We start from the raw sequence: 18,978 nt of genomic DNA, 5'->3' as shown, positions 1-18,978 counted from the left end.
TCGACTTGTTGTGTGCAAAACCGGTTCGACACGCGAAATCGTGTGATGGCGGATATTTTGCGTTATTATTGTCGAACCGGTTCGATGACGGCGAGGTCGATTGGACCGTCCCGTCTCGAACGATGAAATTGGCGGCATGATGCGCCGAGGCCAGGGAGGGCTAATGAAGAACAAAGTGCAGCTCATCACCTATGCGGACCGGCTGGGTGAGGGCACGATCGCATCAATGACGGATATTCTGCGTACCCGTTTCGACGGCGTATACGACGGCGTTCACATCCTGCCGTTCTTCACGCCGTTTGACGGCGCTGACGCAGGTTTCGACCCGATCGACCACACCAAAGTCGATCCACGGTTGGGCGACTGGGACGATGTCGCGGAACTGTCGAAAACCCACGGCATCATGGTCGACGCCATCGTCAATCACATGAGCTGGGAATCCAAGCAGTTCCAGGACGTGCTCGTCAAGGGCGAGGAATCCGAATACTATCCGATGTTCCTTACCATGAGCTCCGTGTTCCCGAACGGCGCCACCGAAGAGGACTTGGCCGGCATCTACCGCCCGCGTCCGGGCCTGCCGTTCACCCACTACAAATTCGCCGGCAAGACCCGTCTGGTGTGGGTGAGCTTCACCCCGCAGCAGGTCGATATCGATACCGACTCCGACAAGGGTTGGGAATACCTGATGTCGATCTTCGACCAGATGGCCGCCAGCCATGTCAGCTACATCCGTCTCGACGCAGTCGGCTACGGCGCCAAGGAAGCCGGCACCAGCTGCTTCATGACCCCGAAGACCTTCAATCTGATCTCCCGCCTGCGCGAAGAAGGCGTCAAGCGCGGTCTGGAGATCCTCATCGAAGTGCACTCCTACTACAAGAAGCAGATCGAAATCGCGTCCAAGGTCGACCGCGTCTACGACTTCGCCCTGCCGCCGCTGCTGCTGCACAGCCTGTTCACCGGACATGTCGAGCCGGTCGCGCATTGGACGGAGGTGCGTCCGAACAATGCCGTCACCGTGCTCGATACACATGACGGCATCGGTGTCATCGACATCGGTTCCGACCAGCTTGACCGCAGCCTGAAGGGTCTGATTCCGGACGAAGACGTGGACAATCTGGTCAACACCATCCACGCGAACACCAATGGAGAATCCCAGGCCGCCACCGGCGCCGCAGCCTCCAATCTGGACCTCTATCAGGTCAACAGCACGTATTATTCCGCGCTGGGCTGCAACGACCAGCACTATATCGCCGCCCGCGCCGTGCAGTTCTTCCTGCCGGGCGTGCCGCAGGTCTACTATGTCGGCGCGCTCGCCGGCAAGAACGACATGGACCTGCTGCGTCGCAGCAACGTCGGACGTGACATCAACCGTCACTATTACACGGTCGAGGAAATCGACAAGGACCTTGAACGCCCGGTGGTCAAGGCCCTGAACGCGCTGTGCCGCCTGCGCAACACGCTCGACGCCTTCGACGGCGAATTCTCCTACGAGGTGGACGGTGACAAGGCCATCACCTTCATCTGGAAGGGAGAGACCACTTCGGCCAGCCTCACCTTCGAACCGGGACGTGGGCTTGGCATGGACAACGAGACCCCGGTTGCCTCGCTTTCCTGGACGGATGCCGGCGGTGCGCACCGCACCGACGATCTGATCGCCAATCCTCCGGTCATTGCCTGACGGTTCGTTCGGGGCGGCGCCTTCGCGAAGGGGCGCCGCCTTTGTCATACGTTGTCGCGCCGGTAAATATCGACGCGGTGCGTCTTATGTGTGAGGATGTTGGTATGGCCAAGTTTTTTTGATCAAAACAATGCGTTCTTCCGCATCATGGGAGTCGTGTTCGACCTGATGATGGTCAATCTGCTCACGTTGTTGTGCTGCCTGCCGATCGTGACGGCCATCCAGCATGCGTCGCGTTCGATGGTGAGCGTCTGAGTATCCTGTAATGCGCGTTCTTTCGCCGGGGCGCCGTCGGAAACTTGTCGTATGAAGGATGGAGGAGTCATGGTCGGCATGCGTGACGTGGCCAAGAAGGCCGGAGTTTCGCTCAGCACGGTGTCGTTGGTGGTGAACAATAGCGGATATGTCTCCGATGATATGCGTGCACGTGTGGAATCCGCGATGAAGGACCTCAACTACATCCCCAACGAGCTTGCCCGTAATTTGTACCGCGATCGCACCGATATCGTCGGGGTCGTTGTTCCATCCATCCGGCATCCGTTCTTCTCCGCGCTGATTTCGGCCATCCATCACGAGCTTTCCGATCACGGCTTGCACATGATGCTGTGCTCCACGTCCGAGGGCACCAAGGGCGAAAAAGAATATGTGGATATGCTGCGCCGCCATATGGTGGACGGAATCATCATGGCGTCTCATACGGATTATCCGCCGGAGTATTGGACTTCCATCGGGCGTCCGGTTGTTGCGTTCGATCGGTATCTGGGCGATGGCATCCCTGCTGTCGGCTCGGATCATGACAGGGGTGGACGGCTGATTGCCGAGCATCTGCTGAAGACCGGCGTGAGACATGTCGTGTCGATGGGAGGGCCGCGTTCGCAATTCGTCGACTATGCCGGTGGCATGGGCACCACGTTCCCTACGGTGCGTTTCCACACCGCAATGGAAGGCTTGCTGTCCGAGAGCGGAGTCCGCTATGACTATGTGGAAGTGGGCGACGTCGCGGAATTCGGGATGCAGCGTGAAATCGCGCTGTCCGTGCTGGACCGATATCCTGATGCCGATGTCATCGTCGGGGCCGACCATGTGGTGGCGTATTGCGCACAAGAGGCCATCCGGCGTGGCATTCGCATTCCGGACGATTTGCAGATCGTCGCGTATGATGGCACGTTCGTCGCTGATGCGGCGGGTGTCGCATTGACGTGCGTACGGCAGGATTGTCGGGCCATTGCGCGGCGGCTGGTGCATCGATTGCTGCAGGCGCGCGAAGCCGAAGGCGGCAAACTTGATGCGTCCATGGTCGGGATTGTCGGTGTGGGGCCTGAAGGCGACCTGTCCCCACGCGATATCACCGAGGCCATGGACTTGATTCCCGTCACCTTCGTACAGGGCGACAGTACGCGGCATTAGAATGCGTCTTGCATTCCCGACGGCATTGCCGGGTCTAGGCGGTCAGCGGCAACATCATACGTTCGTACAGCGCGTGGCGTGTCACTGTCTCCCAGCCGTCGTTGTCTTCCGTCCGTCATTTCGCGTCGCCCTGATAGCATGCAGGTATGTTGATAAACCGCTCGTAATGCGCTGTTGCAGTCGCATGCGGGTGGTTTTTCTTTGTTGTGATGCAGTCTGACGCGAGAGAAAAAAGATGACAGAAGAAAACAACGATACCGAGTCCACGCCAACCCCGCCACCGCTGCCCGGCCAGGTCTTCATCCGTCCCGGCATCGATGATCGCCCTGATTTCGACAAGGTTCTGAGCCCGGAAGAAAAAAGCGCCATCGCACGACTGACCGTCAAGCAGCGTCCGCGCAAGCCGCAGGCCTCCAACGAAAAGCCTGAAGTGCAGGCGGCTCGCCTCAACGCCGCCGGCTCGCCGGTCACCGCAGCCGCCGGCATCGACGTCGCCGTGCCGAATATGGAATCATCGTTCCTTGATTTGCGTGACCCGATGGTGGACGCCGACGGATACCGCCCATCGCGTAGCGAAGTGACCCGCATGAAAATCGGCTTCATGCTGGCTGCGCTGTTCATCACCATCCCCTGGGCGGCGTTGAACGTTGTACTGGTGCCTATTCGCGTCGCCGGCGTCGCCGGAGACGGTCGTACAACGGCGCTCGCCACGCTGATGGGCATCGGCATAGTCGCTTCGGTGCTGTGCAATGCCCTGATTTCGCAGCAGTCCGACAATACGCGCACACCTTTCGGTCGTCGTACGCCTTGGATCATTGCCGGTGGTTTGGTCGCAGGCCTGTTCACGTTGCTTCTTGGCGTTGGACAAATCGTTTTCATGACGACCTGCTGGGTGCTGGTGCAGCTCGGTTACGTCATGATGGCGATTCCGCTTGCCTCTGCATTCGGCGAACGCATCCCCGATAAATTCCGCGACAAAGCCGACGCCTGGCGTGGCGTCGGTCTTGCCCTCGGCCAGCTGCTGGGCGTGATTTTCGGCGCGCTTTCCTCTGATGACTTGGCCGCCGCCCTCCCGCGTTACGCAGCTGTTTTCGCCATTTCCGGCATCCTTTCTGTACTGGTGTTGCCGCGCGAACGTTCCAGCGAAGCGATCGCAGTGCGCCGTAAAAGCGAATTCTTCGCCGCATATCGTCTGGCGAAAAACGCTCCGAAGTTCACGTTTGCATGCGCGTCCCGCATGATGATGGCGGCCGCTGTCGCGTTGACTGGCGTGTTCCAGTGGTATATCGTCGCCTATTTCATTGTTGATGCTATGGGCGGGTTGGTCGCTACCGTTGTTACGGTGTGCATGATGGCGCTTGCGTCGTTTGCCGCATCGCTGATTGGCGCGTTCGTATTGGGGCCGATCGTGCAGCATTTCGATGATCTGCGCATTCCTACGATTGCGGCCTGCATGTTGTATGTGTTGGGATTGCTGGGCGTTTGGATCGTGCCGTCGGTGCTTGCAATGGTGGTGTTTGCCGCGCTCAGCGGATTCGCTTTCGCGCTGTTTGACGGCGTCGGCCAGCCGCTGGCGATGGCAGTGCTGCCGGATATTCGCGAATCCGGACGATATGTCGGCGTGATGCAATTCGCCGGCAGCGTCGGCGCGCTGATCGGCGTTGCCGCCGGCGCAGCATTGATGGCCGTAACCGGCGCATCATATGCTGTGCTGCTGCTCGCCGCAGTCGTCGCGGTAGTGCTGTCCGGCCTTGCCGCAATCGCAGTACGCGCCTGAATCACACGGTATTATTGCTGATTTTCTAATTACAAGCGGTGGCGTTTTCGTATGTGGAAGGCGCCACCGCTTTGTTGTAATTACAGATCGCAATCACATTTTTCACTATTACTGCGCAAACAGCGGCGTCCAAATAGTGAACTATCGCTGGAATGTGGACGCCGGCAAGGCCTACATTGCACAACGAAAGTTGAACAACGGTTCAACAGGAGGATTTGTAAAGCCCGAAAGGAGGTTCGCCGCGATGACTGGAATGTATGCATATGCAATGCAGGCCGCACGAATTATTATCCCGTCGTCGTTGGCGGGCTGATCGAGCATGGCTTGAACCCCGTCCCACGCGTGGCAGGGTTCGGCTTCAACCAAGTAAGACCCTGCAAAACGCAGGGTTTCGTCATATATAGCCCATAAGGCGCAGCGACGAAATGCGGAAGGCTCAGCCAAAAACGGACGTATACCACGATTTTTGGGAGCATTGATATGACCACCGCAGTCGAAGCTACGACTGGAAAAGCCGCCGCAATGGTGCGCGATTCGGTGAAGACCGTCATCGCCGCCTCGATGGTCGGAACCGCCATCGAATTCTATGATTTCTACGCTTACGGCACCGCCGCGGCGAACTATTTCCCGCATATTTTCTTCTCCGACACGACCAATCCGACCGTCGCGCTGCTGCTCAGCCTCGTGACCTTCGCCGTCGCCTTCATCGCGCGCCCGGTCGGCTCCTTGATCTTCGGCCACTTCGGCGACCGTATGGGCCGCAAGACCACGCTGGTCGTCTCCCTGATGGCCATGGGCGTGGCCACCTTCCTGATCGGCTGCCTGCCGACCTATGACCAGTGGGGTCTGGCCGCGGTCGCGTTGCTGTGCCTGTGCCGCTTCATCCAAGGCATCGGCCTGGGCGGCGAATGGTCCGGCGCGGCCTTGGTCGCCACCGAAAACGCGCCGGAAAACAAGCGTGCGCTGTACGGCTCCTTCCCGGAGCTGGGCGCGCCGATCGGCTTCTTCCTGTCCAACGGCACGTATTTCGTGCTGGAAAGCTTCAACGACGAAGCCGCCATGCTCGCTTGGGGCTGGCGCGTGCCGTTCCTGATGAGCGCAATCCTCGTCATCGTCGGCCTCGTCGTACGCGTGCACATGGAGGAGACCCCGATCTTCCGCATGGCGCAGGAACAGAACAAGGTCGTCAAGGCCCCGCTCGTCGAAGTGTTCAAGAAATCCTGGAAGCAGGTGCTGCAGGCCACCTTCCTCGTGGCCGTCACCTATACGCTGTTCTACACGCTGGCCACCTGGTCGCTCGCATGGGGCACCAAGGAGCAGGGCGAAGGCGGCGGCGGCCTGGGCTTCACCAATCAGGAATATCTGCTGATGCTGATGCTGGCCGTGTGCGTGTTCGCGCTGTTCATCGTGATCTCCTGCGTGAACGCCGATCGCTTCGGACGCCGCCGCGTGATCGTCGTCTCGTCCGTGCTGCTGGTCGTGTTCTCCGCGCTGTTTCCGTTCCTGCTGAACGCCGATATCGTCGGCACCCGCAACTTCGTGGCCAACATGGCGTTCCTGTGCGTCGGCTTCGCCCTGATGGGCACCGCCTTCGGCCCGATCGGCGCCTTCCTGCCGGAACTGTTCGACGCGAACGTGCGCTACTCCGGCTCCGGCATCGGCTACAACCTGGCCGCCATCGTCGGCGCGGCCTTCGTGCCGACCATCGCCACCTGGCTGTCCGCCAATTGGGGCGTGCATTCCGTCGGCCTGTACCTTGGCATTATGGCCGTGTGTTGCTTGGTAGCGGTCGTGAGCTGCCATGAAACCAAGGACGTCGATTTCACGAAGTGACCATCAAGCAACAAGTTTGTGCGCGGGCGTTCACGTTTTGGACGGGGCGCCCGTGACACGCAAAATCCATGGTTAGGATGGTCCCCAGATTTGAGGACAAAATCCTCCTGACCGAAAAAATAACGGGGCAACGCCCGAACGGACGGCGAACGGCCGTCCGTATATGAACAATCAGAAACGTGGACTCTTGATTAGGGGAGCCCAGAAATCAAATTCAAAGGAGTGCCACAATGGCAGCACAAATCTGGTACGAGAACGATGCAGACCTCTCCGTGCTCGAGGGCAAGAAGGTCGCCATCATCGGTTACGGCTCTCAGGGCCACGCTCACGCGCTGAACCTGCGTGACTCCGGTGTGGACGTCGTCGTCGGCCTGCGCCCGACCTCCAAGTCGGTCGCATTCGCCAAGGAACAGGGCCTGGAAGTCAAGTCCGTGCCGGAAGCCGCCGCTGAGGCCGACATCATCATGATCCTGGCTCCGGATCAGTTCCAGCGCAACATCTGGAAGAACGACATCGAGCCGAACATCAAGCCGGGTGCGGCCGTTGCCTTCGCTCACGGCTTCAATATCCACTACGGCTACATCAAGCCGACCGAAGACCACCCGGTCTTCATGGTCGCCCCGAAGGGCCCGGGCCACATCGTGCGTCGTGAGTACGCCGCCGGCCGTGGCGTCCCGGTCGTCGTGGCCGTCGAGCAGGATCCGCGCGGTGACGGCTGGGCAATGTGCCTGGCTTACGCCAAGGCTCTGGGCGCTCTGCGCGCAGGCGCCATCAAGACCACCTTCAAGGAAGAGACCGAAACCGATCTGTTCGGCGAGCAGAACGTCCTCATGGGCGGCGTGAACAAGCTCGTCGAAATGGGCTTCGAAGTCCTGACCGACGCTGGCTACCAGCCGGAAATCGCCTACTTCGAGGTCTGCCACGAGCTGAAGATGCTCGTCGACCTGATGAACGAAGGCGGTCTGAACAAGGCTCGTTGGTCCTGCTCTGACACCGCTCAGTACGGCGACTACACCAACACCGTCATCAACGAGGATTGCCGCAAGCGCATGGAATACCACCTGAAGCGCATCCAGGACGGCTCCTTCGCCAAGGAGTTCATTGACGATCAGGACGCCGGCGCCCCGAAGTTCAAGGAACTGCAGGAGAAGTACTCCAACGTCCGCATCGAATCCGTCGGCCCGAAGCTGCGCGCCATGTTCTCCTGGAACAACGGTGCCGCCAAGGACGCCGACGAGGCCAATTCCTTCACCGGCAAGATCGCCCGCGCCCAGGTGCAGTGAGCCTGTGACCGTATTGGTCGCTTAGGGGACATAGGAACATACCGGTTCTTAGAACGAATGGCCGCCATCTCGATCGGGGTGGCGGCCACTCGCCGTTGTTGCGGCCGTTTGGGCCGTTCGTGTCGTCTGGATGCCGCCCGTTCGCGCCATGGGTATGCGGGCATATCCTTGTGGCGGGTTTGAGATTTCCTGCCGGTTCGATCCGGCTTCATGCGTCGGCGTTTTCTCTCTCTTAGCGACGTTTTGCGGAGTGTGACACGCCCCTGTGCTCCGTGTCGCGTCGCAAAACGGTCTTTTTGCGACGCGACACGGAGCATGCCTGCGTGTTAGCCTCCGCAAAACGTCGCTATGGGCACGGAATGCTTGTTATGCGCGCTTGAACGCGATGCGGAACGGGGCGGCCGGCATGTTATCGCCGTTGAACAGCGGGGCCGGGCCCCAGCTGCGCCATGCGTAGCGGACGGCGACCGGATCGGTCACAGCGTCGCAGGCCAGCGTAATGGTGCCCAAATCGTTGCAGCCGGCAACAGTGTCATTGGCCGTCTGTGAATCGGCGTCGGAGCCGCCATCAACATCGCAGTTCACGAAGATCGCGGCGGTCGCCGGGTGGAAGACGCCATCCGGTCCGGCGATTTCAAAACCGGAATCGCCGGCCATCCGAATCAGCGCAACATCATTCGCGTCGCAACCGGAGACGGCGGATCCCGGCGTTGTGCCGCGGAAATGCAGGCCGTGTGCATGGCGGAAGAACAGCAGCATCGTACCGTTGGCATCCTGACGGCACGATACGGGAGCGGGGCCGTCAACGGCGACGTCATCATATCCGTACACGTTGTGCAGCGCGCAGTCAGCCAATCTCGTGCCGGGCGTCTTTTTGTCGACAGGATGGATGTTGTCGAATTCACCGCAGTCGATCGTCGTGATTGCATACACGCCGTCGATGGTTTTCGCGGCATTCCACTGGGCCTCCCGCAGAACCGGCCAGTGTAGCGGATCCGCATCATTGGCATACGTGGTTTTGTCGATCCACTGCGGCAGCTGCACTATGAGGAACGGCAGCGGATCGGCGGCATCGCGGGCGGAGGCTTCGACGCCGGTGGCGGGCGCGGTCCACAGCGCACGCCATTCGTCTATCATCATGCCCAGCAGTTCGCGGTAGGAGCCGCAGTATGCTTCGTCCTCTTCTCCCTGATACCACAGGAAGCCGGCGATGCCGTACGGCGCGACGCGTTCGATCATCGTGCCGAATGGTCCGGCCGGGCGATACTGCGAGGTCGGTGTCACCGGTGGCGGCCAGGGGCATTCGCCGTAGCGTGCGTTCAACGTGTCCCATGTGATGTCCGATTCCGCTTCGCGGGCGGCGGCGATATCGTCGTTCCACTTGTTGAAACGCGTCTGCCACGCTTCGGTTTCCTGTCGGAACTGTTCGTCGGTTTTTCCGGCGATCGCTGCGTTGAAGCGGTCCAGATAGTCTTGTCCCGCCATGCAGGTTTCCAGATTGGCGCGGCTCATCCATGCGGTGACGGAGGTGCCGCCGATATAGCAGTCGATGATGCCGACCGGAATGTCCTCTCCCAGTCGTTCCCGTAAACGGCGGGCGAAATAGTAGCCGACCGCGGACATGTAGCCGCTGGTTTCGGCGTTGGCCGCGGTCCAACCGGATTCGGCTTCGGCGGCCGGATTGATGATGCCGGTTTTCGGCGTGTTGTAGAAACGCAGCAGCGGGTCGTCGGTGTCGGCGGCAACCTCTTTTCCGTTCTCGCTGTTGCGCAGTTCGAGCTCCATGTTGCTTTGGCCGCCGGCGAGCCATACTTCGCCGATGAGCACGTCATGGAATTCGATGACGTCGGTGTTTGGCGCGTCGTTGGCGGTGATGCGCAGTGTGTACGGACCTCCGGCCGGCATCGCCGGAAGATGGGCCGTCCATGCGCCGCCGGTGGTGGCTTTGGTGGCGGTGCACGCGATTTCGGCGTCCGCGTCGAGGAGTGTCACATTCACGGTCGCGTCGGTGGCTGCGGTGCCGAATACGGTGATATCGCGATTGCGCTGCAAGACCATATGGTCGCTGAAGACCGCGGCGACGTGCAGTGCGCCGCGGGCGGTGCGGTCTTCGGCGGCGCTGGCGGTGGCGGGCGCGCTCATATCGGAGCCCGGGGCCGGGCCCGTTGCGATGGCGGAGCCCGGGGCCGGGCCTGTGACGATTTCGGACATCATTGTTCCTTTCTTTGCCGTGTGCGATCGCCGCGTGTGGCCGCACCGTTGGCGGCGTGTGAGCTGGTGTTGTCGTTGGTGATGTTTCACATGAAACATCACCAACATGCTGTATGTGTGTCTTATGTATTGCGATTGACGGGTTGCGATATTCGCGCTTCCGTCAGTCCTGCCAGATGCAGTCGCCGAGCGCTTCGATATAGGAGGTCAATTCGGCGGCCATTTCTTCATGCTCGGCGATGCGCGGGTGGCCCGGCGTCGCCGAACCGTTGCGCGTGTACAGGAAGTGCGTGACCTTCGGATCGCCTATTGCGTTGCAGGCTTCATCGATGGCCTTGTCCCAATTGGCGTCGTGCTGCAGCACGGTGGTGGTCAGGATGATGTGCGCCTTCGGATACTTCGTGCGCAGCGCATGCACGAAATCAACATAGCGGCTGCGCCAATGCCGGGCCTGCTCCCCGTCGTAGTCGTCCTTCATGAAATCGTTCGGATTGGCGTCGTTCTGCCCGAGGGCGACGATGACGACGTGCGGCGTGTAGCGGGAGAAGTCCCACGGTTTGCTGCCTCCCAGTGTCGGGTTGTATTCGATATTGTTCCAGATGCTTTCCATACCGGTGTAGTCGGGGCCGTCGAACCAGCCGATGCCGTCCAGCAGGGCCGCGCCGCCTTGGGATACGTCGTGAAGGGCGGCTGCGAGATTGCGTGCGGTGATGGCCGCATAGGAGTACCAGGAGTTGCTGTAGGAGCTCAGATCGACGTCGGGGTCCGCTTTTCCTGTGTACAGTACGGCTTCGTTGCGTTCCCCGCATGAGACGGAGTCTCCGAACACCTCGATGCGGCGTTCGGGGGCCGGGGTTGCGGGAGGCAGGATCTGCGCGTCGTGTTCGACGAGGAATCCGAGGATTTCGAAGTAATGCTGACCGTCCTGACGTTTGTAGACGATGGCTTCATGTTCGATGTCGGGAAGGTCGTCCGCGAGCATCACATCGACGGCAGTGTCGTTGACGGAGACGCGGGCTTTGGCCGGTGCGCCGTCGATGATGACCCCGAAGTGGCTGTCTCCGTAATTCCAGCGATTGATGACGCGCACGCCGAGCTTGGTGCCGGTGAAACGGAATGTCGCCTGCGTGTACGGGAAGACCCAGACCTGCCTGTTCGGCGTGTCGTCGTCGATGCGGCCCATGGTGCGGATGGACGGGTCGTTGGGGGAGATGAGGCGCAGGGCTGCGGTTGCGGCGCCGTCTGTTGCCGTGTTGGTTGTCGTGTCTGGCATGGTTCTTCCTTTGGTTTCGTCTTCGATGGAAGAGGTCGTTCGGATGCTTCCCGAAAAGGTCGTTGAAGTTTTCCGAAACGACAACTTAACCGATTCATATACATGATACACTCGTTGGTGTCTGCCGGTGACGGCACGTCGCAACAGTGCGGCGGCCGCCCCCGTATGACGGCGTTGGACCATGGAGGCCAACGTCATCGACGACGATTGCGAGCTATCTAGGAAAGGAAATCCCAATGAAGTGCCCCGATGGTTTTCTCTTTGGCACGGCCACGGCCTCCTATCAGATTGAAGGCGCCGTCAACGAAGACGGACGTTGCCCCTCGATCTGGGATACGTTCAGCCACACCGGCCATACGATGAACGGCGACAGCGGCGACGTCGCCTGCGACTCCTACCACCGCTGGAAGGAAGACCTGGATCTGCTGTCAGATCTGGGCGTCGACGCCTATCGTTTCTCGGTCGCCATGCCTCGTGTGATGCCGGTCGACGGCGGCGAACCGAATCAGGCCGGTCTCGACTTCTACGACATGATCGTCGACGAGCTGTTGAAGCGCGACATCCAGCCTATCGTCACGCTGTACCACTGGGATCTGCCGCAGTACCTAGGCGATAAGGGCGGCTGGCTGAACCGCGACACCGCATATCGCGTCGCCGAATACGCCGGCATCGTCGCCAAGCGTCTGGGCGACCGCGTGAACACGTACACCACGCTGAACGAGCCGTGGTGCTCCTCTTACCTGAGCTATGGCGGCACGGAGCATGCTCCGGGCATGGGCGGCGGCCCGAAGGCCTTCCCGACCGTGCATCATCTCAACCTGGCCCACGGTCTGATGACGCAGGCCATCCGCGGCGAGGTCGGCGACGGCTCCAAGCTGTCGGTCACGCTGAACCTGCAGATGAACCGCGGCGATTCCGACGCGGTGCATCGTCTCGACCTGATCGCCAACCGCGCGTTCCTCGATCCGATGCTGCGCGGCTACTATCCGGAGGAACTGTTCTCCATCACCCGCGGCATCTGCGATTGGGAATTCATCCAGGACGGCGATCTGGAACAGATCCACCAGCCGATCGACGTGCTCGGCATCAACTACTACAGCACGGGTCTGGTCGCGATGAGCGACCGTCCGCAGTTCCCGCAGTCCACCGAAACCTCCACTGCGCCGGGCGCCAGCGATATCGACTGGCTGCCGACCGAAGGCCCGCATACCGAAATGGGGTGGAACATCGATCCGGACGGCCTGCACGACCTGCTGGTGCGCACGTACGACGAATACCGCCTGCCGATGGTGGTGACCGAAAACGGCATGGCGTGCAAGGACGAACTGGTCGTCGACGCCGACGGTTCCAAGGCCGTGCACGACGCCGACCGCATCGACTATCTGCGCCGTCACTTCGCGGCCGCCGGCCGTGCCATGAACGAAGGCGTGCCGCTGCAGGGTTACTTCGTCTGGTCGCTGCTCGACAACTTCGAATGGGCTTTCGGATATTCGAAACGTTTCGGCATCACCTACATGGATTACGAGACGCTTGAACGCACCCCGAAGGACAGCTTCAAGTGGTACAAGAATCTGATCGCAGGTCGTGAGCTGCCCGAGCTGTGATATGCAAATGAAACGCTTAAGCGCCGATTCCGTGGTGTGAAGTCGCGATAGGGGCGTGACGTTGCAACAAGAAAATCAGTAGCAAGGGCCGGCATACAAGCAATCTGTATGCCGGCCCTCATTGTATGCCGTATAAGGGGCACGCTTCTTATCGCATGTTTTCTGCTTATTCCTGCAGCTTCTTCAGCGAGTAGAACTTGCCCTGCTGCTGCATCAACTTGTCGTACGTGCCTTCTTCGACGATGCGTCCATGTTCCATGACGACGATACGGTCGGCGTTGCGGATGGTGGACAGGCGATGGGCCACCATGAATGTGGTGCATTGGCCCATCATGTTGTCGATCGCGGCCTGCACCTGCCGTTCGGAAACGGAGTCGAGCGCGCTGGTGGCTTCGTCGAAGATGATGATGCGCGGATGCCGGATCAGTGCGCGTGCGATGGCGATGCGCTGGCGCTGCCCGCCGGACAGCGTGCTGCCATGTTCGCCCAGCCGCGTGTCGAGGCCGTCGGGCAATGCGTCGATGACGTCTTGCAGACCGACGTCGGCGATGACCTTGTCGACTTCGGCGTCGTCGACATCGTCCAATCCGTAGGTGATGTTGTCACGCAGCGTGCCTGAGAACAGGATGGTGTTCTGCGGCACGACGGCGATTTGGTTGCGGTAGGCGTTCAGATCGATGTCCGCCAGATTGATGCCGTCGACCGACACGGATCCGTGTTCCGGAACGGCGAATCCGATCAGCAGATTCAACAGCGTGGACTTGCCGGAACCTGAATCGCCGACCAATGCCAGTGATTCGCCTGCCCGTACATGCAGGGAGAAATTCTGCAGCACCGGAGCATATTCGGGAGCGTAACGGAAACGGATATCACGAAAATCGACGTCGCCGCGCACAGCGCCTGGATCGGTGCCTTTCGCATTGCGCTCCACGTCGTCGGTCTGCAGCACTTCGCCGATGGATGAGACCGATTCAATGCCTTTGGTGAGTACAGGGTAGAGGTTGACCAGACCGGAGACGCTGCCGACGATTTGCCCGAAATAGGTCTGGAAGAGCACCACGTCGCCGATTTGGATCTGTCCGGTCATGGCCAGATACGAGGTGAACGCGAGACATCCGATTTGGAATACCTGGAACACGACCCAGCTGGTCGCTCCGAAGAGGCCGTTGACGATGTCAAGGCGCAGTCCTGTGTCGTGAATGCGGGAGAGCCGTTCGCTCATGTGGTGGATTTCCACGCGTTGCAGGCCGTGGGCGCGGGTGACCGGAATCATTTCCAGCATTTCCGCGACCGCGGCCTGCGTCTGTTCCATTTGGGAACGGAAGTTGTGGTTGGATTCCCGTATCGGCTTGCGGAACGCGTAGATGGCGACCACCGCTACTGGCACGGCCAGCGCGAAGAAGAGCAGGACCTTGGGGCTGGACATGGCGGTGACGGTGATGGCGACGGCGATGTCGAGAATGATCAGCGGCAGGCTGCGGTATGTCTGGTCGATGAGCATTTCGACGTTTTCGACGTCGCGTATGACCTTGGAAAGCAGTCGGCCGGATTGCGTTTCGTTATGGAACCGAATGGACAGCTGCTGCAATTTGACGACGAGACTGCCTCGCAGCGTGCGTTCGATATTGCGGTTGACGATGCCGAAATGCAGTGAATATTGCCACGTGGTGAGTATGTTCTGCAGGATGAAGACCAGCGCCACCGTGATGTTGATCCAGAATTCGCCGGCCGTGTGCTGTTCCGGTGACGTCGCGATGTTGATGATGTTGCGCGTGACGACGGGGATCACCCATACCGGCGACTGTTTGGCGATGAGGCATATCGTCGAGATGGTGAGGTTCTTGCCGCTGCCTTTGAAGAAATCGAGCAGTATGCGGATGGGGTGTCCGGCGTTCTTGCGATATGCGGCGATGTATTCGGTGAAGGACCAAGGCGTGTCCGGCGGTATGGCGTCGCCTTGGGAAGTTTCCTTGGCTGGGGCTTGCTCTTGCATGTGACCTCGCTGTGTTTTCTGTACCTCATTGTGTCGGATGACGGCTGCTGTTGCCGTCTAGATGCAATAGCTTAATCGATTTTGCTTTATTCGGGGATGATGGGTGTCCCCGGAGGGCGCACGTCATCTTTTGGACATGTGAAAAAGCTTAAACGAGGGTGGGATATCGTAAAGACAGCGTTATACCGCCATTTTGTTCCGGGGGTTGGGATATTAACTGCGTTACTTAATCGGTTGACAAACTTGGTCAAGTAATGCTATATTGCTATTACCGATACGGATTGGCCTGATGGCTTGGCTGTATGAGGGGCGATGACGACTTGTTGACGGGGCGCCATCGACAGGGCGAAAGGACCGAAGGAGACTTTTCGCCTGTTCGGTTGAAGAAATGAGGATAGCAATGAAGGCATTGAAGAAGATTATTGCAGTGGGCACCGTCGCCGCCTGCGCGCTGGGATTCTCCGCATGCGGTGGAAACGCTTCCAGTGGCGAGACGACCGATTTGACCTATGACAAGATCGAGCTGGGTACCACAGGCAAGGACCTGAAGACCACCATCAAATTGTTCACCCAGCGTACAGATATGCTGCAGGACAACTACAACGGCAAGACTTGGGATGACTATATCGCTGAGTTCAATAAGATGTATCCGGACATCACGGTTGAAGTCGAAGGTGGCACCAACTACGGTGATGCCGCGCTGACCCGTTTGCAGGGCGGCGACTGGGGCGACATCATGATGATTCCGACCGTCGACGCTTCGGAACTTGGCGACTACTTCCTGTCGTACGGTGATGTGGACACGCTGAAGGAATTGGTTCATTACGCTTACGGTCAGCAGTATGACGGCAATGTATACGGCATCTCCTCCACCGGTAACGCAGTTGGTATCGTCTACAACACGAAGGTGTTTGAAGAGGCCGGCATCGCCGAACTGCCGAAGACCCCGGATGAATTCATTGCTGATCTGCAGGCCGTCAAGGATAAGACCGACGCCATCCCACTGTATACGAACTATGCCGCCGGCTGGACGATGGGGGCCTGGGACGCCTACGTGGGTGGCTCTGCTACCGGTGATGCGCAATACATGAACCAGAAGCTGCTGCACACCAAGAACCCGTTCTCTGATCCGGGTGATGGCACCCATGCCTACAACGTGTACAAGATTTTGTACGACGCGGTTGCAGGTGGCCTGATTGAAGATGATTTCTCCACCACCGACTGGGAAGGCTCCAAGACCATGATGAACAACGGCGAAATCGCCACCATGGTGCTGGGCTCCTGGGCCGTCTCCCAGATCAAGGGTGCCGGCGACCACGCCGATGACATCGCATACATGCCGTTCCCGATCACTGTCGATGGCACGCAGTACACCTCCTCCACCGGCGACTATGCCTATGGCATCAACAAGGACGCTTCAGTCGACAATCAGGAAGCGGCAATGATCTTCGTCAAGTGGATGACCGAGGAATCCGGCTTCTCCGTCAACGAAGGCGGCCTGCCGGTGGCTCAGGGCGATACTGAGCTGCCTGAGGTCTACTCCCTGTTCTCTGATGTGGAATTCGTCGAAGACGAACCGGCGGTCGAAGGAGAAGAGGACCTGTACAACGATCTGAACTCCGATTCCGAACTGGCCATCAACGCCGGCGGCGACGCCCGTGTCCAAGCCATTGTGGAACACGCTTCCAACGGAGACATGTCGTATGACGACATGGTCAAGGAATGGAACGAGAAGTGGAACGCCGCGCTGGAGACCGAAGGCGTGGAAGTACAGTATGACACCACTGACTGAACCCATCGCTCAGCGTAATCGCTGAATCCCGATGCCGCCGCGTTTTGCGAATCGCAGTCGGAACGCGGCGGCATCTCCTGCCCGGCACATGCCGGGGCTGAAACACAGATTGCCTGTAGAGGCATATACAAGGGGAATGCAATGACCGCAGTTGAAACGGGAATGTCGGCGTTGTCCGACATCCCTGAGAACAAGCAACCTCGGGATTGGCGCAAGATCGGTTTGATCGTCGGATTCTGCGCCGTGCCGCTGGCCCTGCTGATTTTCTTCACTTATACGCCGTTCGTCAATATGATCGGCTACTCGTTCTACAAAATGAAATACATCGGCGATCGCGACTGGGTCGGTCTGCAGAACTACGTCGACGTATTCACCCGTCCGGACACCCTGTCCTCGCTGAAGCTGAGTTTGTACTACATGGCCGGTGCCCTGATTCAGGTCGGTCTTGCTTTGTACCTGTCTACGGTGCTTGCCTTCAAGGTGCGCGCCGGTGGCGCTTTCAAGGCCATCTACTTCTTCCCGTATCTGATCAACGGCATCGCCGTCGGCTTCATCTTCAAGTTCTTCTACACCCGCGGCTACGTGTTCGATACCGTGCTGTCATGGTGCGGGTTCGACCTGAACAATCTGCCGTACTGGTTGAAAGATCAATCCATCAACAACTGGTCTCTGGTGGGCTCTTCGATCTGGCGGTACCTCGGCCAGAACGTCATCCTGTTCATCGGTGCCATCATGTCGATCGACAAGAGCCTGTATGAAGCCGCGGAAATCGACGGCGCCAACAAGTTCCAGCAGTTCCGTCACATCATTCTGCCGGGCATCAAGACCATCCTGGTACTGAACATCATCCTCGCGATCACCGGTTCGCTCAGCGCCTTCGAAGCTCCGTATGTCATTACCACTGGCGCCAACGGCACTGCAACGTTCTTCGTGTTGATGGATCAGCTGGCGCACGTCAATCAGAAGGTCGGTCTGGCCTCCGCAATGGCCGTGATCCTGCTGTGCATCATCCTGCTATGCGCCTTGCTGCAGCAGCTGTTCTTCACTTACGTGTTCAGGGACGCCGATGATGGCGTGGCCAAAGCGAAGAAGCAGGCCCGTAAGGCGGAACGCAAACGCCGCAAGCTGGCTGCGAAGAACGCTCCGATGTTCCGCAATGGTACCAATGCAAACAAGAAGGCGGTGGCATGATGACTGATGCAGTCGCAGTGGCCAAGGAACGTACGATGCGCAAAAGCGTTTCTCCTTGGTACAAGATCAAAATCGGAGTCTTCACATTCCTGAAGTATTTCAGCCTGGTATTCTTCGCCTTCTGGATGATTCTTCCGTTGGTGAGCTGTTTCGTGACGGCGGCGAAGACCAAGGGGGAATACCAGTCCACCAGTGTGATGGACATGCCTGCCAATTGGCTGAATTTCGACAACTATATCGAAGCCTTCAAGGTTTCGGATATGGGCATCGCCTTCCGTAATTCGCTGATCGTGCTGGCTGTCGTTCTGTGCGTCACCACCATCATCGGCACGATGCTTGCCTACGTGCTGAGCCGTTTCCAATTCCCCGGCAACGGTCTTATCCGCGGCCTGTTCACCATGGCGGCGCTGCTGCCGGGCATCGCCATGCAGGTTCCGTTGTACAAGATGATGGTCAATTTGGGCGCCGTCAACACCATGTGGGGCTACATCCTGATGATGTGCGGCACGGACGTCATTTCGATCTATGTGTTCATCCAGTATTTTGAAAACATTCCGGTCTCTCTGGACGAATCCGCAATCGTGGACGGCGCCTCCTACTTCACCGTGTATTCGCGCATCCTGCTGCCGCTGCTGAAACCGGCGATCATGACCTGCCTGATCCTGAAGGGCGTCGGCGTGTACAACGAGTACTATGCGGCGAACCTATACCTGCAAAGCTCCGACCTGAAGACGGTCGCGATCGCGCTGTATTCGTTCACGGGCCCGATGGGCAGCCAATACAACCTGATCTGCGCAGGCGTGATCATTACGCTGCTGCCGATGCTGATCCTGTTCCTGATCTTCCAGAAGCAGATCTACAGCGGCATCGCGGCGGGCGCAGTCAAGGAATAAATGGTATCTCCGGTGTGGCCGCGTCGTTTTTGACGCGGCCACA

The 18,978-nt window shown here is 59.2% G+C and carries 12 protein-coding genes; 9 read left to right on the top strand and 3 right to left on the bottom strand.

Features of this window, described 5'->3' with window-relative positions; translation table 11 throughout:
• Positions 1-163 precede the first annotated feature (163 nt).
• From gtfA to ilvC, 5 genes are all read left to right on the top strand, one after another.
• Positions 164-1,678 (top strand): sucrose phosphorylase, encoded by a 1,515-nt coding sequence (gene gtfA / locus AC1AX7_RS04565; protein WP_476508916.1) that lies wholly within the window; start codon positions 164-166, stop codon positions 1,676-1,678.
• Between the two features lie 324 nt (positions 1,679-2,002).
• The gene (locus tag AC1AX7_RS04560; RefSeq protein ID WP_476508915.1) at positions 2,003-3,085 is read left to right on the top strand and encodes a LacI family DNA-binding transcriptional regulator; all 1,083 of its coding nucleotides are present in this window, start codon (positions 2,003-2,005) and stop codon (positions 3,083-3,085) included.
• 235 nt (positions 3,086-3,320) lie between these two features.
• Positions 3,321-4,862, top strand: coding sequence for an MFS transporter (locus AC1AX7_RS04555; protein ID WP_476508914.1), 1,542 nt, complete (start codon positions 3,321-3,323; stop codon positions 4,860-4,862).
• Positions 4,863-5,342: 480 nt separating this feature from the next.
• Positions 5,343-6,695 (top strand): MFS transporter, encoded by a 1,353-nt coding sequence (locus AC1AX7_RS04550; RefSeq protein ID WP_476508913.1) that lies wholly within the window; start codon positions 5,343-5,345, stop codon positions 6,693-6,695.
• A gap of 212 nt (positions 6,696-6,907) precedes the next feature.
• Positions 6,908-7,978 carry a ketol-acid reductoisomerase gene (ilvC, locus tag AC1AX7_RS04545; protein WP_476509033.1) on the top strand — a complete coding sequence of 357 codons (1,071 nt, stop codon included), beginning with the start codon at positions 6,908-6,910 and terminating at the stop codon, positions 7,976-7,978.
• A 366-nt stretch (positions 7,979-8,344) separates the two neighbouring features.
• Here the strand turns inward: ilvC and AC1AX7_RS04540 are convergent, their stop codons facing one another.
• A complete protein-coding gene (locus AC1AX7_RS04540; RefSeq protein ID WP_476508912.1) occupies positions 8,345-10,192 on the bottom strand; it encodes a sialate O-acetylesterase family protein in 1,848 nt (615 codons plus the stop codon).
• A gap of 160 nt (positions 10,193-10,352) precedes the next feature.
• Complete coding sequence (locus AC1AX7_RS04535; RefSeq protein ID WP_476509032.1) at positions 10,353-11,411, bottom strand: electron transporter RnfD; 1,059 nt, start codon at positions 11,409-11,411, stop codon at positions 10,353-10,355.
• 287 nt (positions 11,412-11,698) lie between these two features.
• On the opposite strand from AC1AX7_RS04535, the gene AC1AX7_RS04530 reads away from it, so the two are divergent.
• A complete protein-coding gene (locus tag AC1AX7_RS04530) occupies positions 11,699-13,066 on the top strand; it encodes a GH1 family beta-glucosidase (protein WP_476508911.1) in 1,368 nt (455 codons plus the stop codon).
• A 166-nt stretch (positions 13,067-13,232) separates the two neighbouring features.
• On the opposite strand, the gene AC1AX7_RS04525 is transcribed toward AC1AX7_RS04530, so the two are convergent.
• Positions 13,233-15,059: an ABC transporter ATP-binding protein gene (locus AC1AX7_RS04525; RefSeq protein WP_476508910.1), complete on the bottom strand. Its 1,827-nt coding sequence runs from the start codon at positions 15,057-15,059 to the stop codon at positions 13,233-13,235.
• Between the two features lie 400 nt (positions 15,060-15,459).
• On the opposite strand from AC1AX7_RS04525, the gene AC1AX7_RS04520 reads away from it, so the two are divergent.
• From AC1AX7_RS04520 to AC1AX7_RS04510, 3 genes are all read left to right on the top strand, one after another.
• Entirely contained in the window at positions 15,460-16,851 is a 1,392-nt protein-coding gene (locus AC1AX7_RS04520) for an ABC transporter substrate-binding protein (RefSeq protein ID WP_476508909.1), read from the top strand.
• Positions 16,852-16,992: 141 nt separating this feature from the next.
• Positions 16,993-18,042 carry a carbohydrate ABC transporter permease gene (locus AC1AX7_RS04515; RefSeq protein ID WP_476508908.1) on the top strand — a complete coding sequence of 350 codons (1,050 nt, stop codon included), beginning with the start codon at positions 16,993-16,995 and terminating at the stop codon, positions 18,040-18,042.
• Entirely contained in the window at positions 18,039-18,935 is an 897-nt protein-coding gene (locus AC1AX7_RS04510; protein WP_476508907.1) for a carbohydrate ABC transporter permease, read from the top strand. Before AC1AX7_RS04515 ends, AC1AX7_RS04510 begins: the two co-directional genes overlap by 4 nt.
• The last annotated feature ends 43 nt before the right edge of the window (positions 18,936-18,978 follow it).

The organism is Bifidobacterium sp. LH_449 (assembly GCF_056356755.1).
Note: the sequence above shows the minus strand (reverse complement) of the source record. Positions and strands in the feature narration are given on the sequence as shown.

Excerpts from the sequence above, each read along its gene's own strand:
- AC1AX7_RS04555 (WP_476508914.1), top strand. The coding sequence starts at position 3,321 with ATGACAGAAGAAAACAACGATACCGAGTCCACGCCAACCCCGCCACCG.
- AC1AX7_RS04530 (WP_476508911.1), top strand. The coding sequence starts at position 11,699 with ATGAAGTGCCCCGATGGTTTTCTCTTTGGCACGGCCACGGCCTCCTAT.
- AC1AX7_RS04520 (WP_476508909.1), top strand. The coding sequence starts at position 15,460 with ATGAAGGCATTGAAGAAGATTATTGCAGTGGGCACCGTCGCCGCCTGC.
- AC1AX7_RS04510 (WP_476508907.1), top strand. The coding sequence starts at position 18,039 with ATGATGACTGATGCAGTCGCAGTGGCCAAGGAACGTACGATGCGCAAA.
- gtfA (WP_476508916.1), top strand. The coding sequence starts at position 164 with ATGAAGAACAAAGTGCAGCTCATCACCTATGCGGACCGGCTGGGTGAG.
- AC1AX7_RS04525 (WP_476508910.1), bottom strand. The coding sequence starts at position 15,059 with ATGCAAGAGCAAGCCCCAGCCAAGGAAACTTCCCAAGGCGACGCCATA.
- AC1AX7_RS04550 (WP_476508913.1), top strand. The coding sequence starts at position 5,343 with ATGACCACCGCAGTCGAAGCTACGACTGGAAAAGCCGCCGCAATGGTG.
- AC1AX7_RS04540 (WP_476508912.1), bottom strand. The coding sequence starts at position 10,192 with ATGATGTCCGAAATCGTCACAGGCCCGGCCCCGGGCTCCGCCATCGCA.
- AC1AX7_RS04560 (WP_476508915.1), top strand. The coding sequence starts at position 2,003 with ATGGTCGGCATGCGTGACGTGGCCAAGAAGGCCGGAGTTTCGCTCAGC.
- AC1AX7_RS04515 (WP_476508908.1), top strand. The coding sequence starts at position 16,993 with ATGACCGCAGTTGAAACGGGAATGTCGGCGTTGTCCGACATCCCTGAG.